Raw genomic sequence first — 22,077 nt, forward strand, 5'->3', positions numbered from 1 at the left:
TCAGTATGAGCAATTTCAAAAACATCTTCTCGCTCGGACTGGACGAGCGCGATCGCCTGAACAAGGAACTCGGCGGCGGCATTCCGACGGGGAGCATCGTATTGATGGAAGGCGATTACGGCGCGGGAAAGAGCGCGATCTCCCAGCGCTTTACGTACGGGCTGTGCGAGACGGGCAAGTCCGTCACGTTTCTGTCGACCGAACTCGAGGTGAAGGGGTTCGTCGACCAGATGGACTCGCTCAACTACAACGTCGAGGAACACCTCCTGTTCGAGAATCTGCTGTTTCTCCACGGCGACCTCGACAGCGGCGGCGTCCTGTCGTCGTCCGACGAGGAGCAACGACGCCAGGACCTGCTGACGGACCTGATGGACGAGGAGACGATCTGGTCGGCGGACGTCATCATCATCGATACGTTCGACGCGATCCTCCGTAACGACCCGAAGTTCGAGGCCCTGGTGCGGGATAACGAAGAGCGCCAGGCCGCACTCGAGATCATCTCCTTTCTGCGAAACGTCATCTCCCAGGGAAAAGTCGTCATCCTCACGGTCGACCCTTCGACCGTCGGCGAGGAGGCGATCGGTCCGTTTCGGTCGATCGCTGACGTCTTTATCGAACTCGAGATGATCGAGGTCGGAAACGACATCCGACGACAGTTGTTCATCAAGCGGTTCGCGGGAATGGGCGAACAGGTCGGCGACCGGATCGGGTACTCGGTCCGGTCGGGAGTTGGAATCGTCATCGAAAACCGAAGCGTCGCCTGACCTGTGGTGTACTCATGACCGAAATGGGGACGCCGAAGCCGTCGGACGAGCTCCAAGAGCTGGCCGCTCGACGGCCGCATCTTCGCGATCACCTGAAGAAATTCAGACAGATAACCGGCGAGTTCCCGCTGTTGATCGACGAGCCGTCGGCGGAGTACGAGGCGGACCACCCGAACGTCATCTATCCCGTCGGCGGCCCGATCTACAGCCACATCTACGGCGACGTCGGCACCAAAATGCAGTACTTCGCGGTCGAGCCGACGCTGTCGGAGGAAGAACAGGGCGTCTTCTCGGCGGTCAAAGATTCGCTGTTGCGTCGGAGCGCGACGAAAAAGGCACCCGAAAAAGAAGCCGAGTACGACGACCGCATCGAGGAGCTACTGACCGAGTCGACCCACATTAAAGGTGAAGAGCCCGAGAACCTACTCGAGCGGCTGAAGATCAGATTCCACCCCGGAATCCAGGAGATTCCCCAGGAGACGTACGAGAACATCCGGTATCGATTGAACCGAGACATCGTCGGTCTCGGCCCGCTCGAACCGGTCATGCGCGATCCGGCCAACGAGGACATTCACGTCATCGGCCCGAACGAGTGTTACGTCGACCACGGCGTCTACGGGATGGTCGAGACGACCGTCGACTTCGGAACGCAGGCCGAGTTCGACAGCTGGCTCAGTAACATGGGCGAACGCATCGGCAACCCGATGACCGACGCGGAGCCGATCGTCGACTCGACGCTGCCGGACGGCTCCCGTCTCAACGTCATCTACAGCGACGACGTGAGCGTGAAAGGACCCAGCCTCACCATTCGTCAGGGCGACGAGGTGCCGCTTTCGGTCACCCAGATCACTAACTGGGGGACCCTCTCGCCAGAACTGGCGGCGTACCTGTGGCTGTGTCTCGAGAACGAACGAACCGTGTTCGTCGTCGGCGAAACCGCATCCGGCAAGACGACGACGCTCAACAGCATCATGTCGTTCATCCCGCGCGACTCGAAGATCTACACCGCGGAGGACACGGCCGAGGTGCTCCCGCCACACGACACGTGGCAGCAGCTGCTGACGCGGGAGAGTCGCAGCGAAGACAGCGCGGACGTCGACATGTTCAACCTGGTCGAAGCCGCGCTCCGTTCGCGTCCCGAGTACATCGTCGTGGGTGAGGTTCGTGGTGAGGAGGGTCGCATGGCGTTCCAGGCGGCACAGACCGGTCACCCGGTGATGCTGACCTTCCACGCGAGCGACATCGTCTCGATGATCCAGCGATTCACCGGCGACCCCATCAACGTCCCCGAGACGTTCATGGACAACGCCGACGTGGCGCTCTTCCAGAACCGCGTCAAGCAGGGCGACAACGTGTTGCGACGGGTCACGAGCGTCCAGGAGATCGAGGGCTACTCCGAGCAGATGGACGGCGTCGTCACCCGACAGGTGTTCTACTGGGACCCGGTCGAAGACGAGATCATCTTCCAGGGGATGAACAACTCCTACGTGCTCGAAGAACAGATCGCGACGCTGCTCGGTTACGCCGACACCCGCGACATCTACGACGACCTGCGCTTTCGGGCGGACATCATCGAACGGATGATCCAGGAGAACATCCTCGAGTACCACGAGGTGAACGCGACGATCGACGCGTTCCAGCGAGACGGCGTCGAGGGCCTGCCGTTCCACGCGACCCGGCCGGACTGATCGCGGTCGTCCGATTCGTCATCCGTTCCGGCTCGATGCGCTCGTTTTCGATCGGTCCGTCGCTCGCCCCGTCGGTTTTCGATCGGTCCGTCGCTCGAGTTCGCCGGTTCGAGCGGAGAGCTGATACTGACTGCCGTACCGATTTCCCGTGGGACTCGGACGTATTGTAGCTGTACCGGCACTGACTTACAGCAGATCACACAATAGGTAGCTATCACCAATAGGTCCAATAGCTAAAATAGGTGAATATTCTCTGAGAAACGGCCGTCTGGAAACCGTGACAGAGTCGCTCGGTCCCGCGTATGATTTCGCACGCTCCGCTCACTCGGCGCGTCGAGCGGACGCGAACGGTTGTCGCCTCGAGCCGGTTCAATTCCGTTCCGCCGATCTCATCGGGCGATCGCAGCCAATCGCGAGAGCCGGCTCGCTCGAGTTCACCCCCTCTTCGTCGCGTCGTTCACGACGCACGGTAAAAACATATGGATATAGATAACTCTCAATAATTATTTGAATACTGATGGAATATTGCTACTCCAGCGGATACCGATCAGGACGCCGTCTCGGCGCGTGTGCGAGAAGCGAGCGTCCATCATGAGTAGTGCTCACGTCGCTCCCACATTCCCCGCGAAACCGTAGACGTGGCTTGTGCAGGGCGTCGAGAGAACGAGCGCGTCACGACTCCTGTTCGGAACCTCGAAAGACGCCTTCGTCCGATTTGACTACCGGTTCGGGAGATCGTTGCGACGGTTCAGTATTCACCGTTGACGCTCTCACGGCACAATCTGAAACGGTCGTCGTCGAAACGAGTCACTCCACTCGAGTCGGGCGGCAAGCGTCGGTCGTGTTGGCGGCTGTCTCTTTCCGATTCGATTCGTCCGGCCAGTTCGTCTCCTGTCTCCGAGACCACGTCGACGGGTGGAGTCGGAACCTTCGTTCCGTCTGGCGCGACAGCCCATCAACGGTCGACGCTGGTGGAAGCTGTCCGGACGTCACTATACCGGCGAATGGCTGAAGCGAGCGCTCGATAGCCGAGCACCTGTTGAGATAGTGTATACTCAGATCGAGTCTACCGAAACATATAACTTTCAAATTATAACTGTAAAAATGATATATTCGCGGGCTACATCGTTCGTCGGCGGTGCCGCCGTACACCCCCTTCGTTCAATTTACGAACGTCACCGTTCGTGGGTCGGTGATCCACGCGCGTACCACGACGCCAGAGGACCGGGGATTCGACGGCGACCGTCCCGTCACAGTACGATGCTTTTCGTCCGCAAAAACGCGTGAATCGACGAGTCGAGTCCTTCCCGCCCGATTCCGGAGTCTTTGTTGCCGCCGAACGGTATGTCTCCCAAGCCGTGACTCGGTGCGCCGTTGATGCGAACGGCTCCGGCGTCGATTCTGTCGGCCAGTTCGATCGCGCGCTCGTAGTCGCTCGTGAACACGGCCGCGTCGAGCGCCAGGTCGGATCCGTTGACGATCTCGAGCGCGTCGCTTTCGTCGCCGAACGTCGTCACCGCTGCGACCGGTCCGAACTGCTCTTCGTCGATAATGCGAGCCTCCCGAGGAACGTTCGCGAGCAGGGTCGGCTCGACGTAGTGAGTTCGTAGCTCGTCCGGAACGTCCGTCGGCGCGCCGCGCTCGCCACCCCGCACGAGATCCGCTCCGCGTTCGAGGGCGTCGGTGATCAGCGTTTCGACCCAGTCGGCCTGTCCCTCGCTGATCAGCGGACCCAGCGTGGTTTCCGAATCGAACAGGGGACCGGCCTGCCAGTCGGCCATCGCCGCGTCCATTCGATCGATTACGTCGTCGTGAATCGACTCGTGGACCAGTATCCGCGAGATTGCCGAACACCGCTGGCCCGCGTACTTCAACGCGCCCTTCGTGCAGCTGTCGACGACTGTTCCGAGGTCGGCGTCGTCGAAGACGACGGCGGGAACGTTGCCCCCGAGTTCCATGTGGAGGTTGACCATCCCGCTTTCTCGCGCCACGCGGTTGCCGGCTCCCGAGGAACCGGTCATCGCGATCGCGTCGATTCGGTCGTCGCCGGCGAGTACGTCACCGATTTTGCTCGACGCGCCCGGAACGAAGTTGAACGTTCCGTCCGGAATTCGATCGACGCCGTCGATCACGTCGGCGAGAATCGCGGCGGAGATCGGCGTCTTGCTCGCGGGCTTGAGCAGGACGCTGTTTCCGCAGGCCAGCGCCGGCGCAACCTGTAGCGCGGTCGTCGCCAGCGGATAGTTGTACGGCGTAATGCACAGGACCGCTCCCACGGGTTCGTGCTTGACGATCGCGGTCCAGCCTTCGTGGCTCGACGTCGACCCTTCGCGGAATTCTCCGTTGCTGACGAGCAGTCGCGCCTCTTCGGCCGCGCGATCGAACCGCTCGGCGGCGCTTCGAACTTCACTCCGCGCCGACGAAATCGGTTTTCCTGCCTCCCGAACGATGGTCTCGCCGAGTTCTGCGGACTGCTCTCGTATTCCCTCCGCGATCGCTTCACACCACGTCGCGCGTTCGACGACCGACGTCCGTCGCAGCTCCGGCTTGACGGCGTCAGCGGCGGCGAGCGCAGCACGCGCTTCGGCCGGTCCCGCACCGGTCACTCGTGCGAACGTTCCGCCGGCCGCGAGATCAGTAACGGGCAGGTTTTCGTCGGTTTCGAGCCAGGATCCATCGACGTATACGCCTCGCTTCGTCCGTTTGCTCTTCGTACCCATACTCTCCCTTTTCGGCGCTAGGTAAAATATTTACTCAAATCTGCAAAACGATTCGAGGACGTCGAAACGCGCGTTCGCGATCGACCACCGTCGGCGCAAGTCCGCGTTACGTCGACTCGAGCCGATCGTTCCCGTCGTCGAGATACCGACTTCGTCCCGCGCTTCCGGAGACCTCGGCCAGTTCGGCGTGTACGTCCGCGATTCGTTCGCGAATCAGCCGGCCGCTGACTCGCGGGTCGAAGTGATCTTTGTTCGGCGTCCACTCGGTCTCGTTGAAGAAGCTCTCTCGACCGTTCAGGTGTTCGTTCGGCGGGACGATCGCATCCCGGTTCGTCTCGTAGTGGTCGAGCGCCGTTCGCGTGTATTCGTACTGATAGCGCGTGTCCTTGTTCACCTTACAGATTCCGTGTGACAACATCGTTCGTAGCTGGTCAGGCTGGACGCCGGACGAGCCGTGGAGAACCAGCGGGATATCCAGTCCGTGGTCCCGTAACGCTTCGCGGATCTCACCCGCGAGATCCGGCCGGAGCTCCAGATCTTTCCCCTTGGCCACGCCGTGTTGTGTCCCCACGGAGATCGCGAGCAAGTCGCACCCGGTCCGGTCGACGAACTCGACGGCCTGTTCGGGATCCGTGTAGAACGCGTCGTCGACCTCGATGCCGTCTTCGGCGCCTTTGATCTGTCCGAGCTCTGCTTCGATGAGGACGTCAGCGTCTTTCGCTTCGGCCATGGACGTCACTTCTCGAGTTATCCTGACGTTCTCTTCGAACGGTTCGCTCGAGGCGTCGATCATGATCGACGACGGAATTTCACGATCCAGCTGGTACTCGATAAACTCCACGTTCGTCTGGTGGTCCATGTTGAGAAACACGCCGATGTCGTATCGATCGGCGACCGCTTCGATGTACCCACTGAGAGCCGTTAGCCCCGCTCTAGCGTCACCGTTTCCTGCGAATCGGCAGGCTCCTTCCGAGAGCTGGAGAAGCAGATCCGATTTCGCCCGTGACGCTCCCTCCAGCAGTCCGATCAACACGTTCGGCTCGGCGACGTTCGATGCGATCAGTCCGAACTCGTTCGACAGGGCCTCGTCGTATACGGCATCGAGTTCACTCCCACGATAGAACGACATGATGATTCGGTTCGATCGTTGCCCTCCGCATGTATAGTCCATTCGAAACGACGATCGGTCCGTCACCGTGCTCGCTTTCGGCCTGTGATCGGAACCCGGTCGAAAGCGATCTTGCGTCGCCGTCGGAACTATCGTCGTACGCGCAGCTGTTCTCCTCCTCATAACAATAATTCTGACCCGGTGGCTCCTCGGCCACGGAGGTCTCATCCGTCGAACGCGGCCGCAGTATTCCGAGTTGCCACCGGATGGTATACGCCAGTACAACTGTAAAAAATTTGTACGCTCGTTCCGGACGTGATCTGCGACCGATCGTCCAGTTCCCGCGGATCGATACCGGGACGACGCGACCGTCGTCCGATTGTCGGTATTTTACGTCGAATATCTCGGCTCAGGGGGCGTTTTGATTGATGTTTAGCTCGATCACGTTGAGCGTACTGTTGACGATCGACGGAAACTCGTCGTAAAATCGATCGTCGGTCATGCGGCTTGCGGGCCCTGAGACGCTTACGGCCCCGAGGATGTCGCCGTCGTCGTCGTGGATGGGCGCACCGACACAGCGGAGTCCGTCGATGTGTTCGCCGTCGTCGAACGCGATTCCGCGATCACGCACCTCGGCGAGACACTCTGTCAGTTCGTCTCGCGTAGTGATGCTGTTGGACGTTTTTGCCGGCAGACCGTGCCGGTCGATGATCTCGTCGATCCGTTCCGCCGGGAGACTAGCGAGAATCGCCTTTCCGGCGGCGGTCACCTGAAGCGGTCGACGAAGACCGGGATACACCTCGATGTTGACGGCCTGGGCTCCGGCTTCACAGGCCAGGTAGACGGCGTGGCCGTGCTCTTCGACGACGAGATTCGCGATCTCCCCAGTCTGATCGGCCAGTCGTTCGATCTCGGGAAGCGCCTGCTGATACAGCGTGTGCTGATTCCGGGCGTATCCTCCGAGTTCGAGCAATCGAAGTCCGAGTCGGTACTCGGCGCCGTCACGCACGACCAGTTCCTCGTCGACTAGCGTGCTGAGGTGATTGTGCGTCGTGCTCTTGTTCATCCCGAGTTCCGATGCGAGCTCCGTTAGCGTGCCGCCGTTCTTCCGAAAGATCGTCTCCAGAATTCGGATCGTTTTCTGGCTCGTCGTTACGGGGTGGTTTGCGGTTTCGGTCATGTCTCCCAGTCTTCTCTACACCCAAATAAACATTCTGACTTGCGTAACACCCGTTCCATTCGGCAAAACGATCTTCGTTGCGGTCACTCGCCGTTCGACCGTTCGATGCAGGGTAGATACTTATCGACGAAGGCCGTGGTCTCGGTCACTGATGGGACGAACGGTCCTTTTCGACATGGACGGGGTACTGGTCGACTCGGAACCACACTGGCAGCGATACTGGCAGACGGAAGTGTTTCCCGAGACGGTGACCGGCCAACCCACGCTCGAGGACGTCACCGGCCGAAACTTCCGCGAGAGCCTCATCGTTCTCGACGAGACGTACGGACTGCCCGGCGGCCCGGATCGCTTCGAGGCCGAACTGGAGTCGTTCGCCGAGACGATGTATCGAGACCACGTGTCCGTCGTCGACGGAATGCCGGCGCTCGTCTCGGCGATCGATCGACGAGCGTCCGGAATCGGGATCGTCTCGTCGTCTCCCCGTCGATGGATTTCCATGGTCGTCGACCGATCGCCGATGACCGAACCCGACGTGATCGTCAGTACGGAGGACATCGAGGCACCTGGCAAACCGCATCCCGCGGTCTACGAACACGCCATGGAACGACTCGGTGTCGATCCGACGGACTGTCTCGTCGTCGAGGATTCGGTGAACGGGGCGCGTGCGGCAGACCGCGCCGGCGCGACCGTGATCCGGTACCGACACGGCCACGACGTCGAACCGATTCCCGAGGCCGCCTACGTCGCGGACGACTGTTCTCACCTGCGATCGCTGCTTCTCGCGCGACTGGACGGACGCGGACCCGACTCGCGGTAGCTGGTGTTCGTCGACGGCTCAGTCGTCGGTACCGCTTTCGAACCGTTCGATCCGCTCGAACGGATCGTCCGGCGCCTCCGTTGTCCGCTCGAGCGAGGCGATTACCGTCCGACGGCTCCCGCTACTCCCGATCGTACAGCTCGGCGACCTGGTGCCATCGGTCGAGGTACTCGTCCCGGCGCTCGTCGTAGCTTTCGTTTTGCTCGCGGTCGGGTTCGATTTCGGATCGCCGTCTCAGGAGACAGTCGATGGCTTCGCTGCTGTCGGCGTACTCGGACGTGATTAGTGCCGCCGGGATGAGCAATCCGGCCGTCATGCGGGGTTGCATCTCGCTGATCGATCGGTTCCAGATCTGCGACCTGAGCTCGTTCCACCAGCTGTAGTCGTCGCGTAGGCTCGGCGCGCCGTCGTTTACGAGCTGAACCCGATCGATGGTCGTCTCGAAGTGTTCCTGAATCCGGTAGATGTACGTCCACTCCGCGAGCACGATACCGGTCATCAATCCGCGCACGATCCGTCCTCGCACTTCCTCGGTCGAGAGCGCCGCGTCACACTCGACGCCGAGTAGCGACGTTCCCACCGCCGGATTGTACAGGGGGCTGCGGTGGCCCTGCAGGAAGACCTCGTACTCGTCGCCCGGCGTGGTCGATTTCGCGAGTTCGAACCCGTGTTCCGGGGCGACGTCGAGCACGTGATCGAAGTACCACCGGAGTACCGATCCGCTGTCGAAGGACGCACCGAGAATGTACCCGTCGAGCGGATGTCGGTGGTAGTAGAGCGCCTCGTGGGGCGTGATCTCGTCGAGGACGTACTTTATCACGCTCGTCGCGCCGAACGTGACGCTGAAGTCGCCCGGCTCGAGACACCCGTTCGCGAGCACCGACGCGCTCCCGTCGGTCATGCCCTGGTACAGGTTACAACCGCCGAACCCGATTCGCGTCGCGACTTCGCTCTCAGCGGGTCCGATGTACGATCCGGGGGGACGGATGGCCGGAAACAGCGACGCCGACAGTCCGCACGCCTCGAACAGCGTTTCGTCCCATTCGGGCATCGACACCGTGATATCGGCGCCGAACTTCATCGCGTTCGTCCAGTCGGTTTCGACCGTTTGCCAGCGCCTCGAGCGGCCGTACCGGAGTCGGTACAACAACCACGTCGTCGGGCTCAGAATCCACTCGACGTCCTCGAACCGACGTGGGTGATCCCGGCGAAGACGGAGGACCTTGGCGAGGGGGCCTGTCGACGAGGAGACCACGTCCCAGTTCGTCAGATCGGACCCGTTTCCGGACTCGCGAAGCTGTTCGGCCTGTTCCGGTGCCGACTCGTAGTACATCTGGGGTGGAAACACCGGCTCTCCGTACTCGTCGACCAACAGGACGGTGCCGGACGTGCTGGCGATCGAACAGGTCCCAGAGGGTGGAAGATCCGGCGTCGCGCTCCGGAGTGCACGCTCCCAGGCGATCGTCGTCTGCTCTTCGATCGGTGCCTCGCCCGCGGAGAGCAGCGTTCCGTCGGGATCGTAAACCGCGATTCGTACGCTCGAAGTGCCGAGATGGACGCCAACGAGGCGCGTTTCGCTCATGCGTGAGCGTAGAAAGAGGGAGAATAAAGTCGTTCCGTCCGTTCCGACGTTCCGGACTCGAGTGCGGGGTGAGATCCCTCGAGATCGCGATCGGTTCGGCCAGGAACCATACACTTTTATAACCCGCTCGAATATCTCGACCATAGTATGGGTTATATCGTTCGCATGCCACAGATGGGCATGGAGATGGATCAGGGTGAAGTCGTCTCCTGGGAGTACGAAGAGGGCGACGCGGTCGAAGCCGACGACGTGATCGTCGTCGTCGAGTCCGAAAAGGCGACAAACGAAGTGAACGCCCGCGAGGACGGCGTGATCCGGCGGATCATCGTCGAGGAGACCGAGAAAGTCGAACCGGGAACGCCGATCGGCATTCTCGCCGGACCCGAGGAGGATCTCGCGCAGTACGAAACGCAGATCGACGCGTCGCTCACCGAATCGGCGGACGACGGAGACGGCGAACGACGCTCCTCGAGCGGTCAGTCCGCGGCCGCCACCGCTTCTGCGACCCGGTCAGAAACGACGGACCGAGCCGCCGACGTCCGCGCCTCCCCCGGAGCGAAGCGACTCGCTGGCGAGGAAGGCGTCGATCTGACCGCGGTCGATGGATCCGGACCGGGCGGCGCCATTACCGAAGACGACGTCGAGGCTCACCTCGAGAACGCCGACGACGCGACCGATGAGACGACCACCAGCGCGGCGTCGTCCGACGAACCGGTTCGAGCGTCGCCCGGCGCCCGACAGCGTGCGACGGCGGAAGGAGTGTCCCTCGCCGCGGTCGACGGGACCGGCCCCGGCGGTGCGATCACCGAACGCGACGTCGAGGCCCACGTCGAATCCGGCGGCGAGACCGCGACCGGCGCCTCGCGAACGATCCGCGAGACGCGCGAACTCTCGACCGTCCAGCAGACGATCAGCGACCGCCTGGGCGAAAGCTATCGGGAGGCCGTTCACGTGACGCTGAACCGCTCGTTCCCGACCGGAACGCTCCGCGAAGTCAAAACGGCGGCCGACAGACGGGACCTGGACGTCTCGCTGACCGATCTTCTGCTTCGAGCCGTCGGCACCCAGCTCGAGGCACAGCCGGAGTTCAACGCTCTCTTCGAGGACGGCCAACACAAACTCGTCGAGGAGGTAAACGTCGGCGTCGCCGTCGACGCCGACGGCGGACTGCTCACGCCCGTCGTTCCTGCGGTGTCCGAAAAGAGCGTCGAGGACGTCGCGGCCGCGCGGCGGACGCTCACCCGACGCGCCCTCGATGGCGAGGCGTCGATCGACGACCTCTCCGGCGGAACGTTCACGGTTTCGAACCTCGGAATGTTCGGTATCGACGACTTCGATCCGATCATCAATCCGCCGGAGATCGCGATCCTCGGCGTGGGTCGGATCCGCGACGACGGGACGATGACGCTGAGCCTGTCGTTCGACCACCGGGTGGTCAACGGAGCCGACGCCGCGCGGTTCCTGGACGGTCTCGTCGACGTCTTGACCGCGCCGGACGCGCTGTGTGAGTACTTCGACGCCGACGTGTCGCCGGCACCGGACCTCGACGACCGCGAGTTGCGAATCGAAACCACCGGCGAACTCGCCGGTCGGGTCGCGTCGGCGTACGGCACCGTCGAGTTCGACGAACCCGAAGCCGTCGGCGGCTCGGGATCGGCTCCGTCACCGGTCGACCACTTTCTCGGCGCGCTCGGCTCCTGTCTCTCGCTGACGGTTCGTCAGCTGGCGTCCCGGGACGACGTCGGCGTCCGCTCGGTTTCGGCCGACGTCGTCGGAAGTCCCGATCGGGGACCACTCGAGACGGTCGACGTCCGCCTGCGAATCGAAACGGAAGCCGACGTCGAAACCGTAAACGCGCTCGTCGACGAGGCCGAACGGACGTGTTACGTCGCGCGCGTCGTCAGCGACGAGGTGCCCGTGCGTCTCGACGTCGACGTCGAGTCGCCGTAACCGTTCGTTCGTCGCTTCCCTGCTCGTTCATCAAAGTTTATATGGATGGGTTGGGTTTACCTCGATATGAGTTCGCAAGGAGAGCGATCCGCAGCGATCGCAGACCAGGAGCGAATCGAGATGCTCCGGACGATGGTTCGGATCCGCAAGTTCGAATCGGTCATCCAGAACAAGTTCGCAGACGCCGAAGTTCCCGGCTTCCTTCACCTGTATATCGGCCAGGAAGCTATCGCAACTGGCGTTTGCCAGGCGCTCGAGGAGCGTGACTACCTGACGAGCACCCACCGCGGCCACGGCCACTGTATCGCCAGGGGGCTCGAGACAGACCGCATGGCCGCCGAACTGTACGGCAAAGAGACCGGCTACTGTAAGGGCAAGGGTGGCTCGATGCACATCGCTGACGTCAATGCGGGGATGCTCGGTGCGAACGGAATCGTCGCCGGCGGCATTCCGATCGCGACCGGCGCGGCGCTGTCGGCGAAGATGCGCGACACCGACGAGGTCGCCGTCTCGTTCTTTGGCGACGGTGCGCTCTCCGAGGGCGCGTTTCACGAGTCGTTCAACCAGGCCGGCATCTGGGACCTTCCGCTGCTCGGGATCGTCGAGAACAACCAGTACGGCGAAATGACCGGACTCGAGGAGCAACACCCGCCGTCCGCGCTCGACGATCTGACGATCTACGGCGAGCCATACGGCGTCACTCGGATGCGAGTCGACGGGATGGACGTCGAGGCCGTTTACGAGGCGACCCTCGAGGCCGTCGAGCAGGCGAGAAACGGCGACGGTCCGGCGCTCATCGAGTGCGTCGGTTACCGCTTCGAAGGCCACCACGAGGGTGACAGCCAGTTCTACCGGCCCGACGGGGAACTCGAGGAGTGGAAGCAACGCGATCCCCTTCTCACGTACCCACGGAAGCTCATCGACGATGGCGTTCTCACCGAGGAGGAACACCAGGAGATCGAAGCCGAGATCGAAGCCGAGATCGAGGACGCGATCGAGTTCGCCCGAAACAGCGACTACCCCGATCCCCAGCAAGCCTACGAAGGGGTTTACAGCGACGGAGGTGAGCAGGCGTGAGCACGGCCGCCGGCGACGTCGAAGAGATGGCCGTCCGCGACGTGATCAACCAGACGCTCGGCGAGGAGATGGAGCGCGACGATCGAGTTTACATTCAGGGGATCGACGTCTCCGGCCGTGGCGGCACCTCCAACATCCTCAAAGGATTGGACGACCGCTTCGGTACCGACCGCGTGCGAAACACGCCGATCAGCGAAGTCTCGATGGTCGGAAGTGGCCTCGGAGCCGCTGCGACCGGCATGCGCCCCGTCGTCGAGGTCATGTACTGTGGGTTCCTGGGTGTCGCCGGCGACCAGTTGCTCAACCAGGTCGCCAAGATGCGCTACATGTTCGGCGGGGAACTCGACCTCCCGATGGTGATCCGAACGAAGAACGTGATGGGTGCCAACGCGGCCGCTCAGCACTCCCAGGCACTGCACCACTGGCTGGCTGCGATTCCCGGGCTGAAGGTCGTCTGCACGTCGACCCCCGCCGACACCAAAGGGCTACTGAAAGCCGCGGTGAGAAGCGACGATCCCGTCATCGTGTTCGAACACGGGGGCGTCTACAACAGAAAAGCCGAGGTGCCGACCGAGGACTACGTGTACGAGATCGGCGAGGCGGCGATCGAGCGCCCCGGCGACGACGTCACCGTCGTCGCGACGCAGAACCAGCTCTGGAACGCGCTCGAGGCCGCCGATCGATTGTCCGCGGAGGGAATCAGCGTCGAAGTCGTCAACCCGAGAACGATCTCGCCGCTCGACACGGAGACGATCGTCGAGAGCGCACGAAAGACCGGCCGCTGCGTCGTCGTCGACGACACGCCGCTGAGTTACGGGACTCAGTCACAGCTGTCGGCGACGATCTCCGAGGGCGCGTTCTGGGATCTCGATCTGCCGGTCAAGCGCCTCGGCGTGGACAACGTGCCGATCCCGTTTAGCCCGACGCTCGAGGACGAAGTCATTCCCGGAACCGACGACGTCGTCGACGCGATTCTCGACCTCGCCTGAGCGATCCGCGTCGTCGCCCGTTCGATCTCACGGTCGAACGAGACGAGCTGGACCTCGCGCCTGCAACTAACCCACTCGCCGTTTTTTCGTCGCACGAGCGACGCCTTCAACCATCGGTGAATACTCACGGCTCGTACTGGGCCCGGAGACCGGCGGAAGTGGATAATTTCGGAAGAACGAGCGCCGTCAGTTACCCGTTGAGCGTGTGGATCGCCTCGCCGCGAGCGTGGGCCGCAGCTTCCATCACGGCCTCGCTCAGCGTCGGATGCGTGTGGACGGTCGTGGCGAGGTCCTCGAGGGTCGCGTCGAGGTCGATCGCGAGCGCCAGTTCGGCGACGAGCTCGGACGCCTCGGGACCGACGATCTGTGCACCGAGAACGCGTTCGGTGTCGGCGTCGGCGATCACTTTGACGAACCCGTCCGTCTCGTTCAACGTGAGCGCGCGACCGGACGCCTCGAGCGGCATTCGACCGACGACCGTCTCGCGTCCGTTTTCGGTCGCTTCGTCGACCGACATCCCGACCGAGCCGACCTCCGGATCGGTGAAGACGGCGGCGGGAATCGCAAAGTCGTCGAGCGTCGTCGACTCTCCGGCGATCGCGTCGGCGGCGACGTGGCCTTCCTTGCTCGCGGCGTGAGCCAGCATCGGCCCGCCGGCGACGTCCCCGATGGCGAAGACGTGCTCCGTCTCGGTGCGCGCCTGCTCGTCGGTTCGGACGAACCCGCGATCGGTCGTCTCGACGCCGGCCGCCTCGAGATTGAGCGAGTCCGTCACTGGTTCCCTACCGACGGCGACGATCACGTGGTCGGCGTCGTACTCGAACGTCTCGCCGCTGGACGATTCGGTTCCTACGCGCACGCCGTCGGCGGTGGCGGTGGCTTCCGTCGCACCCTCCCCGAAGCGGAACGTTATTCCGAGCGCTTCGGCCCGCGAACGGACGATTTCGGAGACGTCGTCGTCGTATCCCGGTAGCACGTCGTCGAGCATCTCGACGACCGTGACGTCCGTCCCCAGTTTGGCGAACACCGTCGACAGCTCCATGCCGATGTAGCCCGCGCCGACGACGACCAGCCGTCGCGGAACTCGCTCGAGCGAGAGCGCGTGCGTCGACGACAGTACCCGCTCACCGTCGAACGCGAGCCCCGGTAGCTCGATCGGTCGCGATCCGGTCGCGACGACGGCGTGGTCGAACGAGAGGCGCTCGGTCGATCCGTCGGTTTCGACCTCGAGCGTTCGCTCGTCGGCGAACGACGCGACGCCGTCGACCAGCGTCACGCCGCGGGCCGTCGAAAGCGTCTCGACGCCGCCGGTCAGCCGGTCGACGATCCCGTCTTTCCACTCGACCATCTCCCGCAGATCGACCGCCGCTTCGGCGTACACGCCCATCTCCTCGCTCGTTCCGGCCTCGTACGCGACGTCCGTGGCCGTGATGAGCGCTTTCGAGGGGATACAGCCCACGTTGAGACAGGTCCCTCCGCAGGCGTTTTTCTCGACGAGTACGACGTCGCGTCCGTGCTGTGCCGCTCTGATCGCGGCGACGTATCCGCCGGGTCCGGCGCCGACGACGACGACGTCCGCTTCACTCGGGACTGCTCCGGTAGTCATACTGAACTCGAGTATTCACGGGAGCAGTATAAAATTACTGAGTTAGTGTCGCTTCGACGGTGGGCGTGAGGACGAACGTCGGTTTGGCTCCGAACGTGCTCTCGAAAGTCGGGAACGGTTACGCGTCGCTCACGGTGAAATAGTCCGGACAGAATAGCGATCGTTCCACCGCGTTCCCGAGCGCGATGGAACTAGGTAGATTCGATACTGATGTCGTCCGAACGTTCGTCGCGCTCGACAGTATCGTCGGAGTGATAGAGATTTTCTCCGGTGGCGTCGTCGAACAGGTGTAATCGTTCCTCGTCGACGGATACCGTAAGTGTGTCTCGACTCGTTATGTTCTGTCGGGGATTGTCGACCCAGACCCGAAGATCGTGTGTTCCGACGCTGCAATAGACCAGAAGCGCGTCGCCGAGCGGTTCGACGACGTTCACGTCGACCTGCATCGTCTGATCGTCGCCGTCGTCGCTCAGCGAGAAGTCCTCGGGCCGAATGCCCAGCTTCGCCGTCCCTTCGCCGAACGAGGTGAGCGAATCGGTTTTCGGTAACGTCAGTTCGAACTGTTCGTGGCGGGCGACGAAGTCGCTATCTTGTTCGTCGACCTCGACCGGAAGGACGTTCATCGACGGGTTTCCGATGAACTCGGCCACGAACTGATTGGTGGGGTAATCGTACACCGTTTGCGGGTCTCCGATCTGCTGAATTTCGCCGTTGTTCATCACGGCGATTCGGTCGCCGAGGCTCATCGCCTCGGTCTGATCGTGCGTCACGTAGATCGTCGTCGCCTCGATGTCGTCGTGAACGGTCGCGAGTTCGGCTCGCATCTGCGTTTTGAGCTTCGCGTCGAGGTTCGACAGCGGCTCGTCGAGCAGAAACACGTCCGGGTCTCGAACGATCGCTCGACCGATCGCGACGCGCTGTTTTTCCCCGCCCGATAGCTCACCCGGTTTGCGATCCAGCAGATCCTCGATACCGAGTAACTCCGCCGCTTCCCGAACGCGCTCGTCGATCTCCTCGTCGTCGAACGAACCTCTGGACTTCATGCCGAAGGTCATGTTGCGACGGGCGCTCATGTGTGGGAACAGCGCGTAGTTCTGGAACACCATGGAGACGTTCCTGTCCTTCGGAGAGACGTCGTTGACCAGTTTGCCATCCATGCGAAGCTCGCCGTCGGTGATGTCTTCCAGCCCCGCGAGCAAGCGAAGCGTCGAACTCTTCCCGCAGCCGCTGGGTCCGACGAGGACCAGCAGCTCCTTGTCCCGTATTTCGAAGTCGATTCCGTCTACGGCAACCACGTCGTTGTACTGCTTCGTGAGATCTGTAGCTTGTATCAATACCATGGCTATCACTTCTGTTGAACTCCAAAGGCTTGAAGTAGCGGTTTTCGCAGCAGGATCAACACGACCAGCGGCGGGAGCACCGCGAGGATCGATCCTGCCATGATGACTCCCCATTCGACCTGTCCGGACCACTGTGACCCTTCGAGCAACTTGATACCGACGACGACGACCTGATTCGCGTCGTCCTCGATGATGACGAGCGGCCAGAGGTACTGATGCCAGGTGTAGATGAACGTGATAACCGACACGCCGGCGATCATCCCGCTCGACATGGGTATTACGACTTCCCTCAGGAATTTCAGGGGCCCAACGCCGTCCAGTCGTGCTGCTTCGGTCAGCGAATCGGGAATCGACAGGAAGTGCTGACGGAAGATAAACAACGCTGTCGCGCTCGCGAAGTACGGAATCGTCAACGCGAGCATGGAGTTCGTCCATCCTACCGAGACCATCATGTCGAACAGCGGGACGATCCGCACCGGAACCGGGAACGTAAGAGTCAACAGGATGAAAATAAAGATTCCGTTTTTGTACGGAATCCGGTAATAGACGAGCGCGAGCGCCGCGATCAGCGCGAGACCCACTTTCCCGATGACGACGATGATCGACATGATCAGCGAGTTCAACAGGTACAGCCCGAACTGGAAGTCGAACAGCGCACGCTGGTAGTTCTCCAATCCGGCGCTTCCCGGCAGGAGATACCCTGGTTGATAGATTTCCGCCCGCGTCTGCGTACTCATCAGGAGCGCGAGCAACAGCGGCGATACCACGAGTAACGTCAGCGTCCCCAGGAGGACGTGTCGTCCGACGACGCCGACGGTGACCGATCCAGCGGGAGTCGAGACTGAACCGTCTCCGATCCGCCCGACGCGATCCACGGCTGAACTAATCTTTTCGATCATGTTATGACCCGTAGTGAATTCGTTTGTCGCTCCACGCGAACTGGATGTACATCGCCAGCGCGACGATGACGAACAGGATGACTGACTCCGCCGCAGCGAGTCCCATACTTCCGAACTCGAATGCGTCCCGATAGATCTTGTAGATCAGGATGTTCGTCGCTCCGCCGGGTGCTCCCTGCGTCATCAGGTCGATGAGGGGAAACGTGAGGTAGAACGAATACATCGTGTTCATCACGACCAGGAACAACAGCGTGGGAGCGATCAACGGGGCGTACACCTTGGCGATGAGCGAGTGCGTCCCGACGCCGTCGAGACGCGTCGTCTCGGTCAACGTCTCGGGGACGTTGTTCAACGCGGCGACGATGAATATCACGTTGTATCCGATCTGCTTCCAGATCGCCGCCGTCGCGACCACGAGCATCCCCTGCCAGCCGACGCTGAGCCAGCTGAGATTGATACCGAACAGTCCGAGGAAGTGGGTAATGACGCCGGTACTCGGGTGAGCGAGAAACAGCAGGATGCTCCCCGCAACGGCGGGCGGGAGCGCGTACGGCCACACGACCGCAATGAGATACGCTCCCTTCCCGAACGACGTGATGTATATCAGATACGAGATCGCGAAACTCACGACGATCGTCCCGAATATCACCAGCGCCGCGAACAGGAAACTCACCATAAGGCTGTTTCTGAACGTCGAGGACGACGCGAGGTACGCGAAGTTGTCCAGCCCGACGAACGTCTCCCCACCCCCGATCGTCGAAACGCGATAGAGGCTCAAGCGAAACAGCTCGAGCCCTGGATAGTATACCAGAAACGTTATAACGGCGAGCAGCGGCGCTAGGAGCGCCGCCGCCTGCCATCGGCTGGCGAATGGTTCCTTTGCGGCCATCGATCACTCACCAGCGTGGCGCTGCAGCAACTCGTCGATGCCGGATTTCATCGTGTCGATTCCCTCGTCGACCGCCGTCCCCTGGGAGATGTCGTTGTAGCCTTCGGCGATTCTCGTTCGAACCTCCAGGAACGGTCCCATCACGGCCCCCTGTGTCGCGATCGTCGACTCTGTCTCCTCGAACTGGTCGAAGATCGTTCGGAACACGGGGTTCTCGTCGAAGAACCCTTCCGAGGACAGCACGTCTCGCGCCTCGCTGTGTGGCGGCTGATATCCCGTATCCCTGTGCCACTGCGCACCCTGCTCGGCTTGCAAGAGCCAGTGGATGAACTCGCCGGTCGCCGCGCTCAGTTCGCTTTCGTCGGAGAGTCCGCGTCGCGTCCAGAGTGCGCCACCGCCGACGGTCAGTCCGGTGCGATCGACGTCGTCCGGCATCGGCATGAACGCGCTGCCGATCTCGAAGCTGGCGTCCTGTTGGAGCGCGCCGAGTGCCGACGTCGAGCCCATCATGATCCCGACGTTCCCGTTGACGAACGACTGGGTGGCCGATCCCCACGCCTCGATGCCCTGGGTCTCGTACAGACCGTCGTCGTCCATCTGGGCCCACCACTCGAACGCGTTCTGTCCCGCGTCGGTATCCAGCATGATCTCCGTCGGATCGTCGGCGCGACCGTTTTCGTTGTTGACGAGAACCTGATTCTGCAGAGCGAACCAGTTCTCCACGAAGTACGATGCGTTCGGCCACGTCGCGCCGTAATCCGAAAATCCTCCGTCGACGAGCTGATTCGCCAGGTCGGTAATGTCGGAGAATCGCGCGTCCGTCGGCGGTTCGGATGCCCCGACCTCGTCGAGGGCGTCTCTATTGTAATAAAGGACTCCGCCAGCGACGTTAAACGGCACCGCCTGGAGCGCACCGTCTAACGTGTAGTAGTCCATCATGAACGGTTCGTAGTTGTCGCGGGAGAACTCGTCCGGGAGGTTGTTTTCGATCGGTTCGAACTCCCCGCTTCCCATCACGCCGCCGGTCGCAACCTCGTTGACGTTTAGAATCTCGGGAGCGTTCCCCGACTGGGCGGCCGAGAGCGCGGCGTTGAACGCTTCCCGGTATCCGCCCTGGAACTCCTCTCTGACGGTTATCCCGTTGTCCATCGAGTTGAACTCCTCGACGAGACTGGTCACGGCTTCCCCGTGTGCACCGCCCATGGCGTGCCAGAACCGGACTTCGATGTCGCCGTCGTCCGTGGTAGGCGTTTCGTCGCTGCTTCCGTTTCCGTTTCCGTCGTCACCGCCGGTACAGCCGGCGAGACCCGTCGTGGTCGCTGCACTGACACCGATCAGGAACTTGCGTCTGCTGGAAGTAGACATTACGTCCTCATACAGACAATACCAGTATAAATAATTTACTTTCAACTCCTCGGAGCGCTCACGACGAGGCGTCGGTTCGCTGGCGGTGTGAGGTAACCGGCGGCATCTCGGCGGCTCTGGCCGAGGAGACGACTTCCACCCCAACCTGTTGTGTCGCGTCTCCAACCCTTGAACCGCGGGCTGTGGACGTACGGTCGATTTTCCGATCACTATCCTGATCGCAATAGATTAATAGCTGTACTCGACAGAACTCTCCATGAAGGCAGCATTGATCGACCTCGATGGAACGGTCTGGCGAGGAGAACGGCTCATCGACGGCGCAGCCAGCGGGTTAGGAGCGTTGCGCGATGCCGGTTTGCCGATCGTCTTTTTCACCAACGCGGATAACCTCCGACCGGAGCAGTTCGTCGAGCGACTCGAGTCGCTGGGACTGGACGGCGATCTTGGCTCGCTCGTCACCGCCGGTTCCGCGACGGCGTCGTACGTCGTTTCGAAACATCCGGACGCGAAGACGTTCGTCCTCGGGCCGGAGGAACTCCACCAGGACTGTCGCGACGCGGGCGTCCAGCTCGTCGAGTCGGGTGAGGCGGACGTCGTCGTGGCCGGCCGAACGCTCGAGTTCGATATGGATCTCCTCGCGCGGACGCTCGACGTGTTCACGGAGGAGACGGTTCTGCTGGCACCGAGCGTGGATCGGACTCACCCCGTCGAGGACGGGGAACGACCGGGGGCGGGCGCGATAGTCAGTGCGGTCACGGGAATGACCGGAACTGAGCCCACGGTCGTCGGAAAACCGTCGCCGTGGATGGCGGACATCGCGGCCGATTCGATCGGCGTCGATCCGTCCGACTGCCTGATCGTCGGCGACCGGCTGGAGTCGGACATCCAGATGGGTGCCGACGTCGGGATGACGACCGCCCTCGTCCTCACCGGAGCGACCGATCGGTCGGATCTTCGATCGACCGAATCGGAGGGTATCACTCCGGATCACGTCCTCGAGTCGCTCGGCGACGTCGAGGACGTGCTGTCGTAGCCGACCGCCACTCCTCTGCTCGAGGACGAATCGACGGTTATCCCTCGTCCAGGCCGACGCGTCAGCCGCGACGGTCGTCGAACCCGCGATCGACTAACGGAAGCGATCGAAGTCGCTCGGACGCCAGCTCGACGATCGCCTTCCCGTCGGGGTCGCCGTTCATTCCGCTCATCCACGCTTCGGCCATCCCCGACCGATCGGCAAGCGGTACGAGCCGAATCGTCGTGCCGGTCGACGTGATTTGTAACAGGAGATACGATTGTGGGAACGAACAGACGGCCGGTGCCACCACTTCCGGCACCGCCGATTCGGTGACCGAGGGGAGGTGATGGTGGCCGGATAGCACGAGCGAGACGTCTCCCGACTCCAGGACGTCCACGATCTCCTCGCGATTGTCCACCGAAAACCAGCTCCACGGATACGCGTCGACGTGTTCTGGCTGCGGCCAGAGCGTGTGGTGGAGTACGACCACGGGCGCTGAGAGGCCGGGAAGCCGCTCGGCGAGCCACCGAAGTTGTTCCTCGGAAACTGCTCCGCCCCATTCGTCCGCGAGAGAGCCGTCGGGCATGGACGCGCTGTTGAGACCAACGACGTCGACGTCGCCGACCGAGCGGACGAACGGATACTCCCCTGCGCCGAACCGCTGAGCGAACTGCGATAGCGAGAGCGGATTGTGATCGGTCGACGCTTTCTGCACGTCGTGGTTTCCCGGAATAGCCGCCGACGGTGGTTCGAGTTCGTCCGTAATGCGTTCGAACGCGTCGAATTCGGCCGGATACCCGTCTCGCCCGAGGTCCCCGCCGAACACGACGAAATCGACGTCGCGGTCGTTGACGTCGTCGACGGCCGTTCGGAGTCGCTCCTCCGTTCGATGAAAGAGCTTCCACGTTCCCGTCTCGGTCGGTGTGAGGTGGATGTCCGTCACGAACGCGAGCCGGGCCGGCGTTTCGCTTCGTGGTCGTTCGAATCTCGCCAGTACGGGCCCCGCACTCGAGAACCCGTCGCCGTTCTGTTCATCGTTTTCACCCATGTTTCGATTGCTGAACGCTTGCCGTTTCTCAGTATAAAGA

17 protein-coding genes are annotated in these 22,077 nt (G+C 62.1%); 7 read left to right on the plus strand and 10 right to left on the minus strand.

Annotated elements, in window-relative coordinates; all coding sequences use genetic code 11:
- Nucleotides 1-5 precede the first annotated feature (5 nt).
- Both EA472_RS14525 and EA472_RS14530 read left to right on the plus strand, forming a co-directional pair.
- Nucleotides 6-764, plus strand: a complete 759-nt coding sequence (locus EA472_RS14525) for an ATPase domain-containing protein (protein WP_124192244.1) — start codon at nt 6-8, stop codon at nt 762-764.
- Nucleotides 765-778: 14 nt separating this feature from the next.
- Nucleotides 779-2,452, plus strand: coding sequence for a type II/IV secretion system ATPase subunit (locus tag EA472_RS14530; RefSeq protein ID WP_124192245.1), 1,674 nt, complete (start codon nt 779-781; stop codon nt 2,450-2,452).
- 1,250 nt (nt 2,453-3,702) lie between these two features.
- Here EA472_RS14530 and EA472_RS14535 read toward each other — a convergent pair.
- The 3 genes from EA472_RS14535 to EA472_RS14545 form a co-directional block, all read right to left on the minus strand.
- Nucleotides 3,703-5,172 (minus strand): aldehyde dehydrogenase family protein, encoded by a 1,470-nt coding sequence (locus EA472_RS14535; protein ID WP_124192246.1) that lies wholly within the window; start codon nt 5,170-5,172, stop codon nt 3,703-3,705.
- A 106-nt stretch (nt 5,173-5,278) separates the two neighbouring features.
- Complete coding sequence (fba, locus tag EA472_RS14540) at nt 5,279-6,301, minus strand: class II fructose-bisphosphate aldolase (RefSeq protein ID WP_124192247.1); 1,023 nt, start codon at nt 6,299-6,301, stop codon at nt 5,279-5,281.
- A 388-nt stretch (nt 6,302-6,689) separates the two neighbouring features.
- Nucleotides 6,690-7,460 carry an IclR family transcriptional regulator gene (locus tag EA472_RS14545; RefSeq protein ID WP_124192248.1) on the minus strand — a complete coding sequence of 257 codons (771 nt, stop codon included), beginning with the start codon at nt 7,458-7,460 and terminating at the stop codon, nt 6,690-6,692.
- A gap of 151 nt (nt 7,461-7,611) precedes the next feature.
- Here EA472_RS14545 and EA472_RS14550 point away from each other — a divergent pair, with 151 nt between their 5' ends.
- On the plus strand, nt 7,612-8,277 hold the full coding sequence (locus tag EA472_RS14550; RefSeq protein ID WP_165874903.1) for an HAD family hydrolase: 666 nt from the start codon (nt 7,612-7,614) through the stop codon (nt 8,275-8,277).
- A gap of 121 nt (nt 8,278-8,398) precedes the next feature.
- Here EA472_RS14550 and EA472_RS14555 read toward each other — a convergent pair whose 3' ends face one another.
- Nucleotides 8,399-9,859, minus strand: coding sequence for an FGGY family carbohydrate kinase (locus tag EA472_RS14555; protein WP_124192250.1), 1,461 nt, complete (start codon nt 9,857-9,859; stop codon nt 8,399-8,401).
- Nucleotides 9,860-10,006: 147 nt separating this feature from the next.
- Between EA472_RS14555 and EA472_RS14560 the strand changes: the two genes are divergently transcribed.
- The 3 genes from EA472_RS14560 (at nt 10,007) to EA472_RS14570 (ending at nt 13,875) form a co-directional block, all read left to right on the plus strand.
- Nucleotides 10,007-11,809, plus strand: coding sequence for a 2-oxo acid dehydrogenase subunit E2 (locus EA472_RS14560; RefSeq protein WP_165874904.1), 1,803 nt, complete (start codon nt 10,007-10,009; stop codon nt 11,807-11,809).
- Between the two features lie 66 nt (nt 11,810-11,875).
- Nucleotides 11,876-12,886, plus strand: coding sequence for a thiamine pyrophosphate-dependent dehydrogenase E1 component subunit alpha (locus tag EA472_RS14565; RefSeq protein WP_124192251.1), 1,011 nt, complete (start codon nt 11,876-11,878; stop codon nt 12,884-12,886).
- A 26-nt stretch (nt 12,887-12,912) separates the two neighbouring features.
- A complete protein-coding gene (locus EA472_RS14570) occupies nt 12,913-13,875 on the plus strand; it encodes an alpha-ketoacid dehydrogenase subunit beta (RefSeq protein WP_124192332.1) in 963 nt (320 codons plus the stop codon).
- Between the two features lie 190 nt (nt 13,876-14,065).
- On the opposite strand, the gene lpdA is transcribed toward EA472_RS14570, so the two are convergent.
- From lpdA to EA472_RS14595, 5 genes are all read right to left on the minus strand, one after another.
- Nucleotides 14,066-15,481, minus strand: a complete 1,416-nt coding sequence (gene lpdA, locus EA472_RS14575; RefSeq protein WP_124192252.1) for a dihydrolipoyl dehydrogenase — start codon at nt 15,479-15,481, stop codon at nt 14,066-14,068.
- A 191-nt stretch (nt 15,482-15,672) separates the two neighbouring features.
- The gene (locus EA472_RS14580; RefSeq protein ID WP_124192253.1) at nt 15,673-16,821 is read right to left on the minus strand and encodes an ABC transporter ATP-binding protein; all 1,149 of its coding nucleotides are present in this window, start codon (nt 16,819-16,821) and stop codon (nt 15,673-15,675) included.
- 5 nt (nt 16,822-16,826) lie between these two features.
- Complete coding sequence (locus EA472_RS14585; protein WP_124192254.1) at nt 16,827-17,720, minus strand: carbohydrate ABC transporter permease; 894 nt, start codon at nt 17,718-17,720, stop codon at nt 16,827-16,829.
- A gap of 1 nt (nt 17,721) precedes the next feature.
- Nucleotides 17,722-18,609: a carbohydrate ABC transporter permease gene (locus EA472_RS14590; RefSeq protein WP_124192255.1), complete on the minus strand. Its 888-nt coding sequence runs from the start codon at nt 18,607-18,609 to the stop codon at nt 17,722-17,724.
- 3 nt (nt 18,610-18,612) lie between these two features.
- Nucleotides 18,613-19,974, minus strand: coding sequence for an ABC transporter substrate-binding protein (locus EA472_RS14595; RefSeq protein ID WP_124192256.1), 1,362 nt, complete (start codon nt 19,972-19,974; stop codon nt 18,613-18,615).
- Between the two features lie 256 nt (nt 19,975-20,230).
- Between EA472_RS14595 and EA472_RS14600 the strand changes: the two genes are divergently transcribed.
- Nucleotides 20,231-21,007 carry an HAD-IIA family hydrolase gene (locus tag EA472_RS14600; protein WP_124192257.1) on the plus strand — a complete coding sequence of 259 codons (777 nt, stop codon included), beginning with the start codon at nt 20,231-20,233 and terminating at the stop codon, nt 21,005-21,007.
- Nucleotides 21,008-21,068: 61 nt separating this feature from the next.
- On the opposite strand, the gene EA472_RS14605 is transcribed toward EA472_RS14600, so the two are convergent.
- Nucleotides 21,069-22,037 carry a metallophosphoesterase family protein gene (locus EA472_RS14605; RefSeq protein ID WP_124192258.1) on the minus strand — a complete coding sequence of 323 codons (969 nt, stop codon included), beginning with the start codon at nt 22,035-22,037 and terminating at the stop codon, nt 21,069-21,071.
- Nucleotides 22,038-22,077 lie beyond the last annotated feature (40 nt).

The organism is Natrarchaeobius oligotrophus, from assembly GCF_003841465.1.
Classification (GTDB): domain Archaea; phylum Halobacteriota; class Halobacteria; order Halobacteriales; family Natrialbaceae; genus Natrarchaeobius; species Natrarchaeobius oligotrophus.